At 37.1% G+C, this 20092-nt stretch carries 19 protein-coding genes; 6 read left to right on the top strand and 13 right to left on the bottom strand.

Going from position 1 to position 20092, the window contains the following annotated elements; genetic code table 11:
- Positions 1 to 19: 19 nt before the first annotated feature.
- The 7 genes from ESZ48_RS07540 to ESZ48_RS07510 form a co-directional block, all read right to left on the bottom strand.
- A complete protein-coding gene (locus ESZ48_RS07540; RefSeq protein WP_129016721.1) occupies positions 20 to 1399 on the bottom strand; it encodes a M20/M25/M40 family metallo-hydrolase in 1380 nt (459 codons plus the stop codon).
- Positions 1400 to 1576: 177 nt separating this feature from the next.
- Positions 1577 to 2455, bottom strand: coding sequence for a PPK2 family polyphosphate kinase (locus ESZ48_RS07535; RefSeq protein WP_129016720.1), 879 nt, complete (start codon positions 2453 to 2455; stop codon positions 1577 to 1579).
- Positions 2456 to 2519: 64 nt separating this feature from the next.
- Positions 2520 to 3683, bottom strand: coding sequence for a sigma-54-dependent transcriptional regulator (locus ESZ48_RS07530; RefSeq protein WP_129016719.1), 1164 nt, complete (start codon positions 3681 to 3683; stop codon positions 2520 to 2522).
- A gap of 441 nt (positions 3684 to 4124) precedes the next feature.
- Positions 4125 to 5438 carry an ABC transporter permease gene (locus ESZ48_RS07525; RefSeq protein ID WP_129016718.1) on the bottom strand — a complete coding sequence of 438 codons (1314 nt, stop codon included), beginning with the start codon at positions 5436 to 5438 and terminating at the stop codon, positions 4125 to 4127.
- Between the two features lie 2 nt (positions 5439 to 5440).
- Positions 5441 to 6367 (bottom strand): ABC transporter ATP-binding protein, encoded by a 927-nt coding sequence (locus ESZ48_RS07520; protein WP_129016717.1) that lies wholly within the window; start codon positions 6365 to 6367, stop codon positions 5441 to 5443.
- Positions 6368 to 6621: 254 nt separating this feature from the next.
- A complete protein-coding gene (dnaJ, locus tag ESZ48_RS07515; RefSeq protein ID WP_129016716.1) occupies positions 6622 to 7731 on the bottom strand; it encodes a molecular chaperone DnaJ in 1110 nt (369 codons plus the stop codon).
- Positions 7732 to 7779: 48 nt separating this feature from the next.
- Positions 7780 to 8331 (bottom strand): nucleotide exchange factor GrpE, encoded by a 552-nt coding sequence (locus ESZ48_RS07510; RefSeq protein ID WP_394345722.1) that lies wholly within the window; start codon positions 8329 to 8331, stop codon positions 7780 to 7782.
- Positions 8332 to 8703: 372 nt separating this feature from the next.
- On the opposite strand from ESZ48_RS07510, the gene ESZ48_RS07505 reads away from it, so the two are divergent.
- A complete protein-coding gene (locus ESZ48_RS07505; RefSeq protein ID WP_129016715.1) occupies positions 8704 to 9003 on the top strand; it encodes a hypothetical protein in 300 nt (99 codons plus the stop codon).
- Positions 9004 to 9086: 83 nt separating this feature from the next.
- Here the strand turns inward: ESZ48_RS07505 and ESZ48_RS07500 are convergent, their stop codons facing one another.
- From ESZ48_RS07500 to ESZ48_RS07490, 3 genes are all read right to left on the bottom strand, one after another.
- Positions 9087 to 9995: a TIGR01777 family oxidoreductase gene (locus ESZ48_RS07500; RefSeq protein ID WP_129016714.1), complete on the bottom strand. Its 909-nt coding sequence runs from the start codon at positions 9993 to 9995 to the stop codon at positions 9087 to 9089.
- Between the two features lie 279 nt (positions 9996 to 10274).
- Entirely contained in the window at positions 10275 to 10967 is a 693-nt protein-coding gene (gene mnmD, locus ESZ48_RS07495) for a tRNA (5-methylaminomethyl-2-thiouridine)(34)-methyltransferase MnmD (protein ID WP_129016713.1), read from the bottom strand.
- A 3-nt stretch (positions 10968 to 10970) separates the two neighbouring features.
- The gene (locus tag ESZ48_RS07490) at positions 10971 to 11477 is read right to left on the bottom strand and encodes a DUF4920 domain-containing protein (RefSeq protein WP_129016712.1); all 507 of its coding nucleotides are present in this window, start codon (positions 11475 to 11477) and stop codon (positions 10971 to 10973) included.
- 114 nt (positions 11478 to 11591) lie between these two features.
- Between ESZ48_RS07490 and ESZ48_RS07485 the strand changes: the two genes are divergently transcribed.
- Positions 11592 to 12659, top strand: a complete 1068-nt coding sequence (locus ESZ48_RS07485) for a branched-chain amino acid aminotransferase (protein WP_129016901.1) — start codon at positions 11592 to 11594, stop codon at positions 12657 to 12659.
- A gap of 120 nt (positions 12660 to 12779) precedes the next feature.
- On the opposite strand, the gene ESZ48_RS07480 is transcribed toward ESZ48_RS07485, so the two are convergent.
- Positions 12780 to 13166, bottom strand: coding sequence for a pyrophosphohydrolase domain-containing protein (locus ESZ48_RS07480; protein ID WP_129016711.1), 387 nt, complete (start codon positions 13164 to 13166; stop codon positions 12780 to 12782).
- A 161-nt stretch (positions 13167 to 13327) separates the two neighbouring features.
- On the opposite strand from ESZ48_RS07480, the gene ESZ48_RS07475 reads away from it, so the two are divergent.
- Positions 13328 to 13513: a hypothetical protein gene (locus ESZ48_RS07475; protein ID WP_129016710.1), complete on the top strand. Its 186-nt coding sequence runs from the start codon at positions 13328 to 13330 to the stop codon at positions 13511 to 13513.
- A 190-nt stretch (positions 13514 to 13703) separates the two neighbouring features.
- On the opposite strand, the gene ESZ48_RS07470 is transcribed toward ESZ48_RS07475, so the two are convergent.
- Positions 13704 to 15755 (bottom strand): dipeptidyl-peptidase 3 family protein, encoded by a 2052-nt coding sequence (locus ESZ48_RS07470; protein WP_129016709.1) that lies wholly within the window; start codon positions 15753 to 15755, stop codon positions 13704 to 13706.
- Between the two features lie 92 nt (positions 15756 to 15847).
- On the opposite strand from ESZ48_RS07470, the gene ESZ48_RS07465 reads away from it, so the two are divergent.
- Both ESZ48_RS07465 and crcB read left to right on the top strand, forming a co-directional pair.
- Positions 15848 to 16804: an effector binding domain-containing protein gene (locus tag ESZ48_RS07465; protein ID WP_129016708.1), complete on the top strand. Its 957-nt coding sequence runs from the start codon at positions 15848 to 15850 to the stop codon at positions 16802 to 16804.
- Positions 16801 to 17169: a fluoride efflux transporter CrcB gene (gene crcB, locus ESZ48_RS07460; protein ID WP_129016707.1), complete on the top strand. Its 369-nt coding sequence runs from the start codon at positions 16801 to 16803 to the stop codon at positions 17167 to 17169. The genes ESZ48_RS07465 and crcB overlap by 4 nt, the downstream gene beginning before the upstream one ends.
- Before the next feature lie 1170 nt (positions 17170 to 18339).
- On the opposite strand, the gene ESZ48_RS07455 is transcribed toward crcB, so the two are convergent.
- A complete protein-coding gene (locus ESZ48_RS07455; protein ID WP_129016706.1) occupies positions 18340 to 18942 on the bottom strand; it encodes a DUF1684 domain-containing protein in 603 nt (200 codons plus the stop codon).
- A 169-nt stretch (positions 18943 to 19111) separates the two neighbouring features.
- Between ESZ48_RS07455 and ESZ48_RS07450 the strand changes: the two genes are divergently transcribed.
- Positions 19112 to 20092: a YpdA family putative bacillithiol disulfide reductase gene (locus ESZ48_RS07450; protein ID WP_129016705.1), complete on the top strand. Its 981-nt coding sequence runs from the start codon at positions 19112 to 19114 to the stop codon at positions 20090 to 20092.

Here is a 20092-nt window from a genome sequence, read left to right as displayed (position 1 = left end):
ATTTATTTCTAAGCCTTGGTTATTTAGTTCCAGTTCCGTAGGTGTCAAACAAATACACCAAAGACGCCATGGTTGCAGCTCCCAACTCCAATTCTCTTTTGTTAACGGCTGAAAAAACATCTGTAGCTGCATGGTGATAGTCAAAATAACGTTGAGAATCCGGTTTTAAACCCGCTAAAACAATGGTATCAGATTTTAGCGGACCAATATCAGCGCCACTGCCGCCTTTTTCAAAATAATGGATCAAATAAGGTTTAAACAAGTCTTGCCAAGCCAATACCTTATTGAATACCTCATCACTACAATCAAATGAAAATCCTCGTGGTGTAAAGCCGCCTGAATCACTTTCCAAAGCGAAAATGTGATTTTCTTTTTTGGACTTTGCTATTTCAGCATATTTTTTTCCACCTCTGAGTCCGTTTTCTTCATTCATAAATAAAACGACCCTAATACTGCGTTTCGGTGTAATTCCACTTTCTTTTAACAGTCGGAGCACGTCCATAGATTGTACAACGCCAGCACCATCATCGTGGGAACCATCGCCCAAATCCCAGGAATCCAAATGCCCTCCAACAACAATATACTCATCTGGAAATTCTGATCCTGTAATTTGACCAATGACATTATAGGACTCCACATCTGCCAATTGCTTACAGTTTTGTTTAAAGAAGAAATTAATGCTCGGATCCAATGCCAACATCGTACTTAACAACTCCGCGTGATTGGTGCTTATTGCCGCAGATGGGATCCGTTGGGATACTGGTAAATCACCATAAGTCATGCTGCCTGTATGTGGAAAATCATCCAAACGTAAGTTTAACGAGCGAACAATAACGCCAACAGCACCCAATTTTCCAGCTTCCATAGCACCTGCGTAACGCTGGTCTGCACAACCCCCGTAAGCTTCAAAGGTATCAATCAAATCTGCCTGCATGGCACGGTTAAAGAATACGATCTTTCCTTTTACCTTATCTGGACTTAAGGCCTTCAACTCATCTATACCTTGAACTTCCACTACATGTGCACGTACGCCTCCGTCAGGCGTTTCGACTGATCCACCCAGGGCGCAAATATTGACATGGGTAGTCATTCCCGGCAAGGTTTCGATATAGGCAAACTCAGGTAAACCTCTAATCCATTTTGGCACCATAACCGGTTGCAGCCATACTTTGTCCAAACCTAATTTTTCTAATTCTTCTTTGGTATATGCCACGGCACGTTCTGCACCTAACGATCCCGAAAGTCGCGCGCCAATTTTATTGGACAAATGATCCAACCATTCATAACTTTTTCCATTGGTCAGAGAATTACTGTAGATTTTTTTGATGTTTTCAGCATCGGTTTGCGCCGAAATAGTAATGGATAGTGAAATACTTAATATTAAAAGAAGTTGCTTCATTAGGAATGGTATGATGGATTTGAAGTACTAAATATACTATTTTAGGGGAGAAATTGAGCAGATAGGACTATCGAAAGAGATATATAGATTCAAACCTACAAGGTTTTGGAAACCTTGCAGGTTAGTTTTGGAAACTTATTGATTGGTTGGAAAAGGCTTCTCACTAAAATAGTAGAGCTATTCTTTTTCCAATTGTTTTTTATACAAATCGATATTAGCTTTTATATCATCATCCAATTCAGGTTCCTTAATATCTGTATAGGTTTTTAAAGTATCATATAAAACCCGTGCTACTAAATATCTTGACGTTTTTTTGTCATCACAAGGAATAACGTACCAAGGCGCATGAGGTTTCGAGGTTTTATTTAGAAGGTCCTCATAACACGTCATATACTCATCCCAAAGTTTACGCTCATCCAAATCGCCAGGAGAAAATTTCCAGTTTTTATCCTCACGCTCCAAACGTCTCAGCAATCGGTTTTTTTGTTCTTTTTTAGAGATGTTTAAGAAGAATTTAAAAACTACGGTACCATTATCGGCGATGTGTTTCTCAAAATTATTAATGTCTTCAAAGCGTCGTTCCCAAAAAGCATCGTCAATATCCGCAACCGTGTCAATTCCTGGAATATTTTCATTTAAGATATAAGATGGGTGAACTTTGGTCACTAGGACGTTTTCATAATGGGTACGATTGAAAATACCAAACTTACCTCGTGCAGGAAGTGCAATATAATGGCGCCATAAATAGTCGTGTTTTAATTCTAAACTAGTTGGTGTTTTAAAACTATGAACGACCACCCCACGCGAATTAAAATCTTTAAAAACCTCACGGATCAAGCTGTCTTTTCCAGCAGTGTCCATCCCTTGCAAACACACCAAAACAGCATATTTGCCATGGGCGTACATTTTGTCCTGTATTTTACCAAGACCTTTTCGAACGTCCTTCAGATTATCTTTTAGGTCGCTTTTAGAAGCATCAAGGTTGTATTCCGTTTTTAAATCCTCCAACTTTATGGGACCTGAGACTTTAAAGTCTTCAATAGTGATGTTTTCCATAGTATAAATTGCGCTTTTTATCCGAACAGTAGTTTCATTATTCGGATCTAGTAAATATAATATATTATTTAGAAGCGAACAGTTTGACATCACTTTCACTCACTTCCTTTTCCCCAAGAATGATCAAACGCTCCACCACGTTGCGCAGCTCTCTAATATTTCCGGTCCAGTCATATTCCTGTAATTGTTTGATGGCTTTTGAAGAAAATGATTTTGGCGCCGTACCATTTTGTTCGGCTATTTTACTTGCAAAATGCTCTATTAATAACGGAATGTCTTCCCTTCTATCATTTAAAGGTGGTACTTGAATTAAAATAACTGCTAACCTATGGTATAAATCCTCCCTAAATCTCCCCTCTTCAATTTCTCTGTTCAGATTTTTATTTGTTGCTGCAATGACACGTACATCCACCTTTATATCCTTATCACTTCCTACACGTTGCACCTTGCTCTCCTGTAAAGCTCTCAACACCTTTGCTTGTGCTGAAAGACTCATATCGCCAATCTCATCAAGGAAAATAGTCCCACCATTGGCAGCTTCAAATCGGCCTGCCCGATCACGTACAGCACTTGTAAAAGCACCTTTAACGTGACCAAATAATTCACTTTCTATCAATTCAGATGGGATGGCTGCACAATTGACTTCTATTAGCGGTCCACTGGAACGCTCGCTCTTTTCATGAAGCCAGTGTGCCACAAGCTCTTTCCCTGTACCGTTTGGTCCTGTAATCAAAACTCTGGCATCGGTAGCTGCCACCTTTTCGATCAAGTCTTTTATGTGGGAAATGGCTTTGCTTTCGCCAATCATTTCATAATTTTTGCTCACTTTTTTCTTGAGCATTTTATTTTCCACCACCAACTCCTTACGATCTAAGGCAATTCTGACCGTATTGAGCAATCTGTTCAAATCTGGTGGTTTTGAGATATAATCGAAAGCACCTAAACGCATGGTATTTACAGCGGTATCAATATCACCATGACCAGAAATCATAACAATCGTAGTTTCTGGTTTAATTTTCTTGACAGCTTCCAAAACTTCCACTCCGTCCATTTTTGGCATTTTGATATCGCAAAGCACCAAGTCATAATCCTCTTTTTTTATTTTTTCCAAACCAATCAGGCCATCCGCTGCTTCGTCGACTTGATAGGTATCATTTTCTTCAGAAAGGATTTTCACTAAAACCCTTCTAATGCTTGCTTCGTCTTCTATGACTAATATTTTTGCCATGCTTAATGTTTAATTTTATTGTTGTACGAAAATAGAAACTATTATCGTGAACATGAGTATAAATATGTTTTCTATTTTTTTACCAAATCTATATCCGTTGTGAATACTTTAGGCAGCATAACCCTATGCAAAAGACGTTCCGTAAATTTTGTTATCAAACCTAAATCGTAAATTGGTTTTTGACAATCCAAACTAAAAAGGACGATGGGAATGAAAATTTTCGTGAAATTTCAAACTAAAGATATATGGTGTATGCGCTAACAAGATACAAATAATCAGCTCATATCAACTTTGAAATCGGAGTTAGATGCCAAACATAACCACGGATAAAACCGTCATACCAATCGTTTTTTTTAAGCCATTACAAATGGATAATTACTCGTTCATCGATTTAAATATATCAGACATAATATCCAAACACAAAGTCTGAACTCAAGATAATTAATACTTTAACCATTTAAACAGTTCTTTATAAGTAGGCTTTTTACCGTACATTAAAATACCTACCCTATAAATTTTGGCGGCAAACCACACGGTAAATATGAAGGTACACACCAATATTGCAAACGATAAAAGTTGTTGCCATATTGGGACTCCAAACGGAATTCTCATCAGCATAACTACTGGTGATGTTAATGGGATAAATGAAAATATTGTTGAAACAGTTCCGTGAGGATCTTCTATAACCGTAAACACACCTACATAAACAGCCAAAACGAGTGGCATAATAATAGGCATCATAAACTGCTGAGTATCTGTCTCATTGTCTACCGCGGCACCAATTGCAGCATAGAAAGAACTATATAAAAGATAGCCACCAATAAAGAAAAATAAGAACGCCACACATAAATTAAGGATTGGCAAATTGACAAATCCAGTAATTAAATCTTGGGCAATATTTTGAGCTTCGGAAGAAGCCATGGCCTGATTGATCATATCCTGCTGTGGCGATTGGATTTGCATCAAATCAATACCGAAAATTGCAGAAACCAAAAACAATAGCACGCTTCCAAGAATAAGCCAGATTAAGAATTGGGTGATGCCAGCCAATGAGGTTCCTATGATTTTACCTAACATCAATTGAATTGGTTTTACAGAAGAAATAATAACCTCAATAATTCGGCTTGTTTTTTCCTCAATCACACTCCGCATGATCATATTGCCATAAATGATAATGAACATAAACAGCAGATATCCCGCAGCGCCTCCAAAAGCGAGCTTTAAATAACTGTCAATTTTAGACGTTTTTTCGCCACCAAAAGTTTCCTGAGCAATATTAACCGTAGTTTTGGAAGCACGTATTTGGGCAATATCAACACCGTCATTTTGCAATTTAATATCAGACAAGCGTTTTTCAATCTTTCGCTCTAAATTGGAAATTATCGATACGGAAGGGGATTCATCTGAATAGAAATTCACAGATTCAACCAGGTTAAGTGTATCAGAACTTTTCTTGACATACAATAATCCAAAATCCTTTTTGGCTTTTACCAACTCCTTAGCGGTTTCAAATCCTGTATCGCTTATGAGTGTATATGTAGTGTTTTCAGTGTTCTCAAAAACTTCTCCCACAACTCCTGTTTCATCCAAAATTGAAATGGTACGTTTCTTATCATTATTGATCTGAGATAGATAAGCCACAACGGCCACGAGGGCAATCATGATCATGGGACTTAAAAACGTCATGACAATGAACGATTTATTCCGAACTTTATTCAAATACTCTCTTTTGATGATGAGCGGTAAATGGTTCATTTTTAGTTATTTTTTACAGTTTGAATAAAAATGTCATTGGCACTAGGAATCACTTCTACAAAGTGATGAATCTCTGCTTTTGAAGTTAAAAAGCTCAACAAATCATTGGAAGATGTATCTTCAGGCAGTTTGATATTTAATTTGATATCATCATTCAAGTTTTTGAAAGTTGCCGGAAAAACTTCAAATTTCTCCTTAATTATTCGGGTTACCTCTTCAGGATTATCAGACTGCATACCAACTTCAAAGGTGTTGGTTTTGAATTGACGTTTGACATCCGTCAATTTCCCATCCAAAACTTTGTTGGATTTGTGAATCAACGCTATATGGTCGCACAACTCTTCCACCGATTCCATACGATGGGTTGAAAAAATAACCGTTGCACCTTCATCTCTCAACTGTAATATTTCATCTTTAATGAGCGAAGCATTGATAGGGTCAAATCCAGAAAAAGGCTCGTCAAAAATCAAAAGTTTCGGTCGGTGAATTACCGTAACAATGAACTGAATTTTTTGCGCCTGTCCTTTACTGAGTTCTTGTATTTTCTTGTTCCACCAATCGCCTATTTCCAATTTCTCAAACCAGTACTTAAGACGCTCTCTCGCTTCTTGTTTTGACAAGCCTTTTAACTGTGCCAAATAGAGAACCTGCTCTCCTACTTTCATGGATTTATAAAGACCTCGTTCTTCTGGTAAATAACCAATATCACGGATGTTCATGGGCATTAAAGGCAATCCGTCCAAAAGCACCTCGCCAGAATCTGGCATGGTAATTTGATTGATAATACGAATGAGTGTGGTCTTACCTGCTCCATTTGGACCCAGAAGTCCAAAGATACTTCCTTTGGGAACTGAGATGGAGACTTCATTTAGTGCTTTAAAATCTCCAAAACTCTTGGAAACCGAATTAGCAACTAATAAGTTGTTCATAAAATAGCGATTGAATAGTTGAGTGTAAACAGGTGTAAATATATTAAATGTTAGCTTTTAGGATTGCTTTTATACTTTTATTTTATCTGAAAATTAGTAATATTCCTAGAATTTCAGAAAACAGAATGTCCTAAAAAACAAAACCCACCCTTAATAAATTAAGGATGGGAAAAAATTGCTATGAAAAAGAAAAATATCACTAAATTGAATTAGTGATATTCAAATATAGTAAATTTTCTCAATTTACCTATGGGTTATGAAAACATATCTTTAACTTTCTCAAAGAATGATTTATCCGAACTTTCAGGTTTTGGTTCAAAATGTTCGTCATTTCTCACGCTTTCAAAAAACTCTTTCTGTTCTTTATTCAGGGTTTTTGGGGTCCAAACATTGATATGCACCAATAAGTCACCTTTTCCATAACCATTGATACTTGGGATTCCCTTACCTCTCAATCTCAAAATCTTACCTGACTGTACGCCAGATTCAATCTTGATGCGTACTTTTCCTGTAACCGTATCAATTTCTTGACTGGTACCCAAAACAGCATCTGGCAAACTCACGTATAAATCATAATGTAAATTATCACCGTCGCGCTTTAAAGTGCTGTGTTCTTCCTCCTGAATGGCCACCAATAAATCTCCAGGAACCCCGTTGCCAGGCGCATCATTTCCTTTTCCAGAAACTTTCAACTGCATGCCATCAACCACACCTGCCGGAATTTTAACGGATACAGTTTCTTCTTTAAGGATCAAGCCTTGAGCATCAGCATCAGATGATTTTTTATCGATCATCTCTCCTGCACCACCACATGTAGGACATGGAGAAGATGTTTGCATACGGCCTAAAATTGTATTGGTAATTCGCATGACTTGTCCAGAGCCATTACAACTTGAACATGTTTTGTAAGTTGTACCTTCAGCCTGAACTTTACGTTTTACCTTAAGTTTTTTCTCAACACCATTGGCTATTTCTTCTAAAGTCAAGGTGATTCTAATTCTCAGATTGCTCCCTTTAACGCGTCTTTGTTGGCCGCCAAAACCGCCACCAAAACCAGAAAAACCACCACCAAAAATATCTCCAAATTGGCTAAAGATGTCATCCATATTCATGCCACCACCATTAAAGCCGCCACCGCCACCCTGGAATGCCTGATGGCCAAATTGGTCATAACGTGCTTTCTTTTCAGGATTGCTCAATACTTCATAAGCCTCAGCTGCTTTCTTGAACTTATCTTCTGCTGTCTTATCGTCCGGATTTTTATCTGGATGAAATTTTATGGCCTTCTTGCGATATGCTTTTTTAATTTCATTCGCCGTTGCACTTTTGTCAATTTTTAGTATGTCGTAATAATCTTCCTTCATGGTATGCTATTTCTAATCAATTCCTATCCTAAATCCTTACTCGCTTGTTTAAAATCCTGTAATTACTTTAGGAAAACGAATCACTTTATCACCCAACTTGTAGCCTTTTTCAATAACATCTACAATTTTTCCTTTTAAATCATCTGAAGGCGCTGGGATTTGAGTTATGGCTTCATGGTTATCTGCACTGAAAACATCACCTATTTGAACATCAATTTCTTCAAGACCCTTACTGTTTAGTGTGCTCTTGAACTTATTACGAATAAGCTCTACACCTGTCAATAGCTCATTATCTTGATCTTGAGTTTTAGAAATTTCATGGATCGCTCTGTCAAAATCGTCCATAACTGGCAAAAGTGACTGAATTACCTCCTGACCAGCAGTTCTAAACAATTCCATGCGTTCTTTTGTAGTCCGTTTTTTATAATTTTCAAACTCTGCAAATAGTCTTAAAAATTTATCTTTTTCTTTGCCCAATTCCTCTTTCAATTGGTCCTCAATACTAACTTCCTCAGTCTGAGTAGCCTCATTTATAGCCTCTTCGACATTGTTTTCAATGTCTTCAATTTTATCTTTTTTGCCCATATTCTTGAACTTCATTTTTTATCTTCATTTTTCAATTGGCAAAAGTACTGCCATTATTCAAAAAATGTCAAAATGTCACAATATATTTTCTATTACTCGCCACCTTGGAACGCTTAGCAATTGAAATGCTGACATTCTTAATATTTATCGATGGATACTTGAATGGATCTATTTTCTTAATTTATCATGGTTGAATCACATTTCACTGTAAAATATAAGGTAATGGTTTATGGTGTCTTTGGACTGTCTACCCTATTATCTTTTATGCTGTTTTTCATATCGTCGCCAGACATCGTAGAACCCGAACCTTGGAATAATCTCCATTCCATCCTTATTTTCTTATGTGCAGCAGTAAGCCTAGGTATCGGATGTCTTCTCCTTTTTAAAATGGAAACAATACGTATAAAATCTGAGTGTATTATCTTTCAGAAACATGTGTACGCTTCCAACATAAAGGAAGTGCCGTTTAAGAATTATGATTATTACAAAACGATTTACGAAGAGTCTGAAAATGGAGAATTTGAAGCCGTTTGGCTAATTAAGGACGAAAAAATGGCCAAGTCCTTTTCTTCATTTCAATACTCGAATTTCAAGGAATTGAAGGAAGCGTTAAATTTAAAGAATAGAGGGCAATTGCACTTATCGCCCATGAAGCAATTCTTGTGTAAGTGTGGCGCAAAGATTTAGATTTTCGCACGACGACTTTAATTTACTTGACATATCATGACAGTTGACAAAGATATGAGAGGAATTAAATGCTCTTACAACTGTTATTTCAGAATAGCCTCCAGAGCCGGTTGAACGTTGGAATAGGTAAAGTCAAAACCAGAATCTTCAATTTTTTTCGAACTTACCCGTTGACTTTCAAAAAGCAGAATATACATTTTACCAAGCACCAGTTCCATGAGAAACTTAGGGATGTTTGGCAGAAAAAGAGGTTTGTTAAGTGTTTTTGCGATCGCTTTTGTAAGCTCTGTATTGGTAACAGGATTTGGCGAAACACCGTTGTAAACACCTTCCAATTCATTCTGAATAATATGGACGAAAATTCTGGATAAATCATAAACATGAATCCATGATTGCCATTGTTCTCCGGAGCCAAAAGCTGATCCCAATCCAAATTTAATAGGCTTTGCCATTTGAGGTAAAGCACCTTCACTGTCATCCAACACCAAACCAATCCTAACTTTAGAAACTAGCAATCCCAATTCGGTAAACTCATCAACGGCTTTCTCCCAGGCTGAAACCACCTCGCCCAAAAAAGTTGGAGATTGTTTAGAACAGGATTCGTCATAATATTTGGTAAGAGAATCTGGATAAAAACCAATGGCGCTAGCTGAAAGAATCTGTTTGACATGGTGGTTCTCTATTTTTGAAAGCGCATTTTTCAAACACTGCAGTGATTGCACCCTACTTTCAAGAATGGTTTTTTTATAGCTTTCGGTCCAACGTTTCGCGATGACTGCGCCTGCCAAATTAATAATGGCATCTACATCTTCAAAACAGTTGCTGTCTATGATATTTTTATTGGGATCCCAATAAAACCCTTTATAATTGTCTTTAGTTTTTATTTTTTCTTTGGAAGTTGTCAAATAATGAACCGAAATATCCTGCTCATGACATCGTTTTACAATTTCCTTCCCTATTAAACCTGTTGCTCCCGTAATTAATACCTTCATCTATTTCCTCTGCTTTTTATAAAGTTAACCAATGAAAAACTTATTGTTTATCACTTTAACACAAGGTTTAACAGAATTAACAAATAATCGAATTTTTTAACGTTCAGAAATAGGTATATTTTTCTTAAAAGACGTGATTGGCTTGCATCTGTATGATAAGTGCCTTTTCCAAAAACACTAAGAGCCTTTTCTGCAAAAGAGTACATTTAGCTCGTACCTCGCTGAATGTCAAATGCCCTTTCTGCAAAAGGCGCATTTAGCTCGCAAACTCGCTGAATTCTAAAAACCTTTTCTGGCTCTTAACATTTCTCTTTTTCCGGGAGGACCTGGTAGCTTTTCAACATTAAAACCAACCGCTTGCATGGCTCGACGAACACTTCCTTTTGCGGCATAGGTCACCAAAACCCCATTTGTTTTTAAAGCAGCAAACATGATTTCAAAAATAGATTCCGTCCAAAGTTCCGGTTGTACCCGAGCTCCGAATGCATCAAAATAAATGAGATCGAATTGCTCTTTATCAGTGATATCCTTAAATAATTTTTGTTGCTTCTGAAGTGTATAATACGATGTTAGCCGTTGGTCTATTTCCCAAGGAATATGATGCATCTCTTCAAAAAGCGATGTTTTTTCAGGAACATGAAGCTCTTCTGCATAATTTAAATCGGCCATTTCATCTGCTGAAATCGGAAATGCCTCTACACCTGTATAATGTATGTCTATATTATGCTCGTCTGCCTGCAACAAGGTCAAAAACGCATTAAGACCTGTGCCAAAGCCTATTTCTAAAACTGACATCTTTTGACTTCCGTCATTTGAAGAATTTAACCGATCAAAGCAAAAAAGCAAACCATGCTTGATATACACGTGGTTTGCTTCTTGTATGGCACCATGAATTGAATGGTACTGTTCATTCCATTCTTCAATTTGGATGGTCTTAGAACCATCGGCCGTTGTAATTATTTTGCGTTGCAATTGTTATTCGCCTTTCAACAACACACCATCAGCCTCAAAAGAAAAGGTTACTTTAGGCTCAGTGATTGCTGCAATTTCCTCGGCAGATTTGCCTGCATCTTCAGCATAATGTTGCAATTCGTCAACTGGAACTTCATTTACATAAGCCTTTCCGTTAATCACAATTTCCTTTCCTGCAATATCTTTCGGCATAAAAAACCCATAATCTTTAAATTTCACCATGATTTGATTGCCGTCTTCGAGATTAACTTTCATCCAACAGCCTTTAGACTGACAAACCTCATCTACTTTACCAATCATTTTGGCGTTTATGGTATCACCAACATGCATCGATTTATAAGCTTCAGCCATATCTGATGCCGATTTTGCGGCATCGGCTGTTATCTCTTCACCGATTGATGTATAGACAACGGCTTCTTTTTCTACGTCCTGGATTTCTGTTTTTTTATCTTCGGTTTTACAGGCGATAATGGTTAACGCAATTCCAAAAACGATAAGAATTTTCTTCATAATTTGTTGATTTTCTATGAAATTAATAGTACAAATATAAGTTTTTTTTAAAACAAATATTTGATTTTTTATACTGCAAGAAATGACTAAATTTGCAGCATCAAAAAAAATATGATGACAAAACACACTTCACACGAAATCGATATCGTAAAATCAGATACTACTAAAATTGACGCTGTTGATTTTGACAATTTAATATTTGGTAGAACTTTTACTGACCACATGTTTATCTGTGACTATGAAAACGATGAATGGCAAACGCCAAAAATAATCCCTTATCAACCAATGACCATGGATCCGTCTGCACGGGTATTCCATTATGGGCAGGCAGTTTTTGAAGGCATGAAAGCCTATAAGGATGACGATGGCAAAGTATGGCTTTTTAGACCAGAAGATAATTTTAACCGAATTAACAAATCGGCAGCTCGTTTGGCTATGCCTGAATTTCCTAAAGACTACTTTATGGAGGGCTTGACCACCTTGTTGAAAATGGACAGTGCTTGGGTAAAACCTGGAAAAGGAAACTCCCTATATATCAGACCATTTATCATTGCTACAGATCCTGCAATCTCAGCTTCTCCTTCAAGCAATTACCGATTTATGATTATCTGCGCTCCGGCAAAAGCTTATTACACTGGTAAAATTCGCGTGTTGATTGCTGAAGAATATAGTAGATCTGCCAACGGAGGTGTAGGTTTTGCTAAAGCAGCCGGAAACTATGCCGCACAATTCTATCCTACAAGTTTGGCTCAAAAGAAAGGTTTCCAACAAGTTATTTGGACAGATGCCGATACCCACGAAAGATTGGAGGAAGCAGGAACCATGAACGTATTCTTTAGAATAAATGACACTTTAATCACCGCGCCTTTAAGTGATCGTATTTTAGATGGTGTTACCAGAAGAAGTATCATTCAACTCGCAGAAGATAACGGAATCGAGGTACAGGTAAGACCTATCACCGTGACCGAAATAAAGGAAGCCTCAAAAAACGGTTCCCTAAAAGAAATTTTTGGCGCAGGAACGGCAGTTGTAATCAGTCCTATCTCAGCATTCGAACATGCAGAAGAGCTTTTTGAATTGCCAACTATTGAAAACTCTTACGCTGACACTTTAAAAGACAAGATGCTTAACATTCAACATAACTTGGATGCCGATAAGCATGGATGGAGATATAAGGTTTAGTCCTCAGTAGGCAATCTTCTATTTTCAAAAATAATTTTCAAACAAAAACTCCAAATCCAATTAATAACCTATTGGAATTTGGAGTTTTTTATTTGGTGTTTTTGTCTTTTGGTCTTTTTTTTATGAATCAAGAATTTTTTCAATATTTGGCTGAAAATAATTGGGTCCTTTTAGCACTTTTCCATCTTCACGATAGATAGGTTCGCCATCGGCTCCCAACTTACTCATATTACTTCTTTGGATTTCATCAAAAATCTCTTCGATCTTATGCTGAAAACCATGTTCTATGATGGTTCCGCACAAAATATAGAGCATGTCTCCTAAGGCATCCCCTACCTCCACGAGGTCATTGTCATTCGCAGCCTCTAGATACTCTTCATTTTCCTCCCGCATCAATTTATATCTAAGCATGTTTTTCTCCATTCCTAAATCGGCTTTTGGGGTTTCCCGATGTCCGATTTTAAATGCCGTATGAAACGCTTTTACTGCATCCAGTTTTTTCTTCATAACAATAAGATTTAATAATGTTGTCTATTTTAAGTGCTGAGCAATCAGGAATGGTCACAAACTCGAAAATAAGCCATGATATTGAAGATCAACTTGCCATTTTCAGCAGAAGCTTGTTCAGATTCTAAAAGGTTTGGTTAATTTCGCATAAAAATAGCGATATGTTTACAAATGGTCAATTGATTTTCGGGATTTTATTTGCAATTGTCTTTGCCATAATCTTGATTTACACCTATCGTAAAGATTTAAAACTTCACAGAAAGCACTACAAAGGAAGTATTTGGATCCTCATAGCATTTATTGGTTTTATATTAATGATCATGGCCGTAAAGTACATGTTTACTTAATTTTCATTTTTTTATGATGACATTTTAAAAATGTCGCGATGTCATCTAAAATAACATCATGAATATCCTTATCTCACTAATTGTACTGCTTGTAATTAACTTTCTGTTGCTAATCTTTAGCATCAATAAAAAGAGCAAGCAGGACATTTAAAATATCCTGCTTGTTCCTTTATATTATAACGCTATAAAATTAGTTTTCTCCTTTCAAAAAACTATGTGTTTTACTATACTCCAGCATTTGGCTTGGAAAGGATTCTGGTTGGGTCACTTTTATTGAAGTAATCTCACCATTGTCATCCATATCTGGCACCAAAACAGGATTTACAAATCCGCTGTAAGGTGCATCTGGAAATTGTGCATTTCTTTCTAAAATTTCTTTGTGTAACGGTTGATCTACCTTAACCCCGTAAGTTTCTACCAAAGCTTCAACCGCTTTATAATCACCTTCAGATTTGATACGTTGGGTTTCACGAAGTAATTGTCCGAAAAGATCATGAAGTTTTTCATAATCGTTGATATTATAATAGGTTTTCCCATCACGAGTCACTTTTTCGATGACATTATCTTTTTTACCTTTATCAAAAACCCACGCACTCACCCATTGTCTATTTCTCATATGAGCTTGTTCAACATTATCGCCCAAATTCAATCGGATCAACTGGGTCATTAATCCGTTGCGGATATAGCTATTATATGCGGCCATCCCCACTTTTTTCCAATCATCTACCAAACCAAGCTCTTGTAATTTTGGATTGTACAGATAATAAAGACCCACTAAATCAGCACGACCTTCTTCTAAGGTTGACGCATAATTTTTAAGTGTTTCTTTGGTTTCACCTACGCCAGGATTCAATTGTCCTGAAGCATGACCAACCACTTCATGTAAAGCAGTATGCAATTTACTAGCAACTTGTCCATATTCCTGCTCCAATTGCAACTCTTCTTCGTCATTGACAAACTCCTGTAATCTGCCTGCGCTCCCTGCATTATTATAAGCTTCGATAATATTTCCAAGAGAAACCGATTTACTTCCTACCGCGGCTCTAATCCAATTGGCATTTGGTAAATTCACTCCAATTGGTGTGCTTGGAGAAGCATCTCCAGCTTCACCAGCTACGTTAACCACTTTATAAGTGACACCAACCACATTTTTCTTTTTATGTTCATCCATTAATGGAGAATTGTCTTCAAACCATTGGGCGTTATCAGACAATACTTTCATTTTCTGTGACATATCAAAATCATTGATTTGGACGATGCTCTCATAAGAACCTCTATACCCAATTGGATCGTTGTAAACTTCAATAAAACCATTGATATAATCTACGTTTCCAGCAGTGGCTGCAGTCCATGCAACATTATAATCATCCCAGGTTTGCAAATCTCCGGTTTTATAGTATTGGATTAGAAGACCCAAAGCGTCACCTTGTTCTTGATTTTCAGCTACACCTTGAGCCAATTCCAACCATTTCACAATTTCATCAATAGCGGAGCCGTATAAGCCACCAGATTTATATACCAATTCTTTTAATTCGCCGTTTTCCTTTACCAATTTAGAATTCAACCCAAAAGACAAGGGTTTATCTGGATTAGGCGATTTTTTATTCTTGTAGAATTGAACCACATCGGCAGTGGTCACATTTGGTCCATAGAAATTAACAGCAGATTTCGCTACATTGTCCGCGCCTTTGGCTTGATTGATTTTCTTCGAATCCTGGGAATTAAAAATCACATCAAAAGCCTCGCCTTCCAATTGCGTATTGGTGGCTGTCAATAAAGATTTCAAATAGTCCTGTGAAAATTCTGCTTTTAGTTTATCATTGGAATAATGGTGATGAATACCATTGCTAAACCAAACACGTTTTAAATACGTTTCAAAAGCTTTCCAGTCCTCAGAAGATGTGTCGCCGGCATAATTGCTATAGACATTTTCCAATGCTTTCCTGATTTTGAGGTTGTGACGGTAGTTTTGATCCCACATAATGTCGCGCCCCGCTAATCCGGCTTGGGTTAAATAATAGACTAATTTTTGTTCTTTTAAAGTGAGATTCTCCCATCCAGGAATTTGGTAGCGAAGAATTTTAACGTCGGCAAATTGCTCAACGGTATAATCAAACGCCTTAACATCTTTTTCTGCTTCAACAGCAACTGCTGTCGAATTTTTGTCTGTTTTTGATTCGTTTTTACAGGAGAAAGTTAAGCTCATTACTAATGCAATCCCCAATATCGATTTTAAATTCATTTCTTGATTTTTAAATTTTAATACTACAAATGTAATATTTATTAAGATACTATAAAATTGTCTATCTTTGATAAACTCTACAAAATCACCCAATGAAATTTCTAAAATACCTCTTATTTCTACTGTTAATTGCTTTTATCGGAATGGCTATTTATGTTGCTGTTCAGCCCAATGATTTTGAAGTAACGGAAAGTACCACTATAAACGCTCCAAAAGCGGTGGTTTACGATATTGTTTCAGACACCACTGATGTGGATTGGTCTTCCTTTTGGAAACTATCAGAAACCATGCAAAATGGGGAATCCACTGCTAGCGACTCCATAGTCCAGATCTTTACAAGTAAACGCATCAAAAAATCAGAATTAAAATGGACTTTTGTGTCCAATGAGGATGGCTCAACTACTGTCACAAGAACGCTTGATGCAGATAAATTAGCATTCCTGACCAAGGCTAAATTCGCATTGTTTGGTGACAACGAAGAGGAACTCTCACAGCAATTTAAAACAGATCTAGAAGGTATCGATAAAAAGGTGGCAAAAAGCATGGCCACCTATTCCATAAATATTGATGGCATTACAGAATATGGTGGAGGATTTTACATGTATAAAACTATTTCTTCCACAGGCAGCAACAAAAGTACTGCCATGAAAAAACAGTTTGAAGACATCACGATATTTATGAATGCCCATAATATCACTGCCAGCGGGATGCCTTTTACAATTTACATTGAAAGGAGCCCAGACAATGGTAATGTTATCATGACTAACGCCATTCCAGTAAGCGACATGGTCATTTGTGCAGAGGATGGCAATGTCCTTAGCGGTTTTATGGAGCGCACCAAAGCAGTTAAAGTGACTCTTAAAGGCAACTATTCCAATCTTAAAGAAGCTTGGGCAACTGCCAACAAATATCTTCAAGATCAGAATCTGGAAGCTTCAGAGATGAGTCCTTTTGAGGTTTATAAGAATGATCCTACCAACCTTCCAAACCCTGCACATTGGGTTACTGAAATCTACATTCCTATTAAAGAAATCACCGAAGCCTTGTGAAACAATTCCTGTTAGTTTTTATTGGAGGTGGATTTGGTAGTGTCTTGAGATTTATTATCGGAAAGTACCTCAATAGCCCTGCAACTGGTATTCCTTACGGTACGTTTGCTGCTAACATTTTAGGAAGTTTATTGATTGGTATCATTTTAGGTTTGGCATTAAAGAACAACACCTTATCCCAAAATCAAATTTTATTTCTTGCCACAGGTTTTTGTGGTGGCTTTACAACCTTTTCGACCTTTGCTTATGAGAATCACGTCTTTTTAAAATCGGGCGATTTCATGAGCTTTGCAATCTATACTATAGCGAGTTTTGTGGTTGGTTTTTTAGCTGTTTTCTTAGGAATGTATTTGGTAAAAAGTTGAGATTGGTTATTTCGCAGAGATTCACAGAGATGGCACGGAGGTTCACGGAGGTTTTTTAATGATGAATTAGTTACTCATATTAAAAATCTCCCGCAGATAGCGCAGATGTACGCAGAAACTACTATAGAAAACTCACACATAAAACAGCCGTCAAACTGAAGACTGCTTACTGAAGACTGAATCCATTTAGGTTATTGAGTTTTCATCTGTTTTCTTTGGAATGCATGTCGTGAAAAGTTGAGATTGGATGTTTCGTAGAGATTCATAGAGATGGCACGGAGATTCACGGAGGTATTTTAAAGATGAATTAGTTACTCATGTTAAAAATCTCCCGCAGATAGCGCAGATGCCCGCAGAAACTTCTATAGAAAACTCACACATAAATCAGCCGTCAAACTGAAGACTGCTGACTGAAGAACTGAATCCCTTTAAGTTATTAAGTTTTCATCTGATTTCTTTGGAATGCATGTCGTGGAAAGTTGAGATTGGTTGTTTCGTAGAGATTCATAGAGATGGCACGGAGATTCACGGAGGTATTTTAAAGATGAATTAGTTACTCATGTTAAAAATTTCCCGCAGATAGCGCAGATGTACGCAGAAACTACTATAGAAAACTCACACATAAATCAGCCGTCAAACCGAATACTGCTTACTGAAGACTGAAGATCTGAATCCATTTACGTTATTGAGTTTTCATCTATTTTCTTTGGAATGCATGTCGTGAAAAGTTGAGATTGGTTGTTTCGCAGAGATTCACAGAGATGGCACGGAGGTTTTTTTTAAGATGAATTAAGTTACTCATGTTAAAAATCTCCCACAGATAGCACAGATGCGCGCAGAAACTACTACAGAAAACTCACACATAAATCAGCCGTCAAACTGAATACTGCTGACTGAAGAACTGAATCCCTTTAAGTTATTAAGTTTTCATCAGTTTTCTTTGGAATGCATGTCGTGAAAAGTTTAGGCTAGTTATTTCGCAGAGATTCATAGAGATGGCACGGAGGTTCACGGAGGTTTTTTAAAAGACAGATTAGTTACTCAAGATCATAATCTACCGCAAATCTCGCAGATGTGCGCAGAAACTACTACAGAAAACTCACACATAAAACAGCTGTCAAACTGAAGACTGCTGACTGAAGCCTGAACACTACCCACTCACCCCCCTCCTTACGGCTCAAACGACTTAACTCCCGCCTTAACCTCAACATCAACATAGTTTTCACGAGGTACGATCGGACATGAGTATGCCTCGTTGTAGGCGCAATAAGGATTATATGCCGTATTGAAATCGATAGTTATGACATCGCCATCGGGAATACGCAAGTCGATGTAACGACCACCTCCATATGTTTCATCGCCATTGGTGTCATCTAAAAAGGGCAAGAACAAATAGTCTTCAAAACCATCTTCATTCATCAAATCCTGATCTTGGTAAACGCTTAAGGTGTGCGTTTCATCTTTTAAATCAAAAGAGATTTCGCCATATTTAATATATGTCAGAAGCCTATCCGTTGTGGTTTTCATTTGGAAAGGCTTTTCATCGTCAGATTTCGTAAAAGTAGCCTGAACAACATAAAGCGAGTCAACTTTAAAAAAATCCAAGGCATTAAAGGCTCTCCTGTCTTTCTTTTTTAAAGGCGATTTTGAAGCATCTTTAAACTCTGCATTCAGGTTTCTCTGAAATTCGGTTTCGCCTTGAATAGGCTGTTTATCCGTGGCACAGCTCCATAAGAAAAGGAATCCCAACAAAAATGAGTATAACGTTTTCATAAAAAAGTAATTGATTTACAAACATACAATTTAAACTTAATGAGCATCGTTTATTTCGACGATTCCGTATTTTTACAAATAAGAGGTTGATGTTTCAGAATTCCAACAATTAGAAATCATGAAAACAAATAAACAACACTCAAAAACCTCAAAAAACAAACGTAAATAAATGACAAGCACATATAAAGTATTAATTATTGGCGCAGGTCCCATTGGTATTGCCTGTGCATTGGAATGCAAAAAAAGAAATTGGGACTATGTAGTTATTGAAAAAGGTGCTCTGACCAATTCTTTGTTCAACTATCCAAAAAACATGACCTTTTTTTCAACTTCTGAAAAGCTTGAAATTGATGAGATCCCATTTATTAGCAACAATCCAAAACCCAATAGAGACGAAGCACTTGAATATTATAGACGTGTGGCTACGGCCAACGCATTGAACATTCATTTATATGAAGAAGTAATGACCGTTAAGAAATTGGAAGAGCATTTTGTGGTCACTTCCTCCAAAACAGAATATCGCGTCGAAAAAGTGATAATTGCATCTGGGTTTTATGATATTCCAACATTACTAAAGGTTCCAGGAGAAGATTTACCAAAAGTCACCCATTATTATGATGAAGCACATCCTTATGCCATGCAGAATGTGGTTGTAGTTGGGGCAAGCAATTCATCCGTAGATGCAGCCCTTGAGATATGGCGAAAAGGTGGCCATGTAACCATGGTCATCAGAGGTTCTGAAATTGGAGAGCGTGTTAAATATTGGGTAAAACCAGATATTATCAATCGAATTAAAGAAGGAAGCATAAAGGCTTACTACAATTCACAGGTCGTTAAAATTGAAGAAAAGGAAATAACCATTAATACGCCAGATGGTGAAATCACATTTCCTAATGATTTTGTTGTGGCACTAACGGGCTACATGCCTAATTTCAAATTCTTAATCGATTCAGGCATCAAACTATCCAACGATAGTGCCCGCTTACCCCAATATAATCCAGACACCATGGAAACTAATATAATAGGATTATATTTAGCTGGGGTTATTTGTGGAGGCATGGAAACCCATAAATGGTTTATTGAAAACTCTAGGATTCATGCCAAAATGATTGCTGAACATATCGAAAGCACAAACATTAAAAAAGATTAA

Source organism: Gelidibacter gilvus, assembly GCF_004115975.1.
Classification (GTDB): domain Bacteria; phylum Bacteroidota; class Bacteroidia; order Flavobacteriales; family Flavobacteriaceae; genus Gelidibacter; species Gelidibacter gilvus.
Note: the sequence above shows the minus strand (reverse complement) of the source record. Positions and strands in the feature narration are given on the sequence as shown.

Bases quoted from the DNA above. Each gene is read 5' to 3' on its own strand.
- ESZ48_RS07540 (WP_129016721.1), bottom strand. From the start codon at position 1,399: ATGAAGCAACTTCTTTTAATATTAAGTATTTCACTATCCATTACTATT.
- ESZ48_RS07535 (WP_129016720.1), bottom strand. From the start codon at position 2,455: ATGGAAAACATCACTATTGAAGACTTTAAAGTCTCAGGTCCCATAAAG.
- ESZ48_RS07530 (WP_129016719.1), bottom strand. From the start codon at position 3,683: ATGGCAAAAATATTAGTCATAGAAGACGAAGCAAGCATTAGAAGGGTT.
- ESZ48_RS07525 (WP_129016718.1), bottom strand. From the start codon at position 5,438: ATGAACCATTTACCGCTCATCATCAAAAGAGAGTATTTGAATAAAGTT.
- ESZ48_RS07520 (WP_129016717.1), bottom strand. From the start codon at position 6,367: ATGAACAACTTATTAGTTGCTAATTCGGTTTCCAAGAGTTTTGGAGAT.
- dnaJ (WP_129016716.1), bottom strand. From the start codon at position 7,731: ATGAAGGAAGATTATTACGACATACTAAAAATTGACAAAAGTGCAACG.
- ESZ48_RS07510 (WP_394345722.1), bottom strand. From the start codon at position 8,331: ATGAAGTTCAAGAATATGGGCAAAAAAGATAAAATTGAAGACATTGAA.
- ESZ48_RS07505 (WP_129016715.1), top strand. From the start codon at position 8,704: ATGGAAACAATACGTATAAAATCTGAGTGTATTATCTTTCAGAAACAT.
- ESZ48_RS07500 (WP_129016714.1), bottom strand. From the start codon at position 9,995: ATGAAGGTATTAATTACGGGAGCAACAGGTTTAATAGGGAAGGAAATT.
- ESZ48_RS07490 (WP_129016712.1), bottom strand. From the start codon at position 11,477: ATGAAGAAAATTCTTATCGTTTTTGGAATTGCGTTAACCATTATCGCC.
- ESZ48_RS07485 (WP_129016901.1), top strand. From the start codon at position 11,592: ATGACAAAACACACTTCACACGAAATCGATATCGTAAAATCAGATACT.
- ESZ48_RS07480 (WP_129016711.1), bottom strand. From the start codon at position 13,166: ATGAAGAAAAAACTGGATGCAGTAAAAGCGTTTCATACGGCATTTAAA.
- ESZ48_RS07475 (WP_129016710.1), top strand. From the start codon at position 13,328: ATGTTTACAAATGGTCAATTGATTTTCGGGATTTTATTTGCAATTGTC.
- ESZ48_RS07470 (WP_129016709.1), bottom strand. From the start codon at position 15,755: ATGAATTTAAAATCGATATTGGGGATTGCATTAGTAATGAGCTTAACT.
- ESZ48_RS07465 (WP_129016708.1), top strand. From the start codon at position 15,848: ATGAAATTTCTAAAATACCTCTTATTTCTACTGTTAATTGCTTTTATC.
- ESZ48_RS07455 (WP_129016706.1), bottom strand. From the start codon at position 18,942: ATGAAAACGTTATACTCATTTTTGTTGGGATTCCTTTTCTTATGGAGC.
- ESZ48_RS07450 (WP_129016705.1), top strand. From the start codon at position 19,112: ATGACAAGCACATATAAAGTATTAATTATTGGCGCAGGTCCCATTGGT.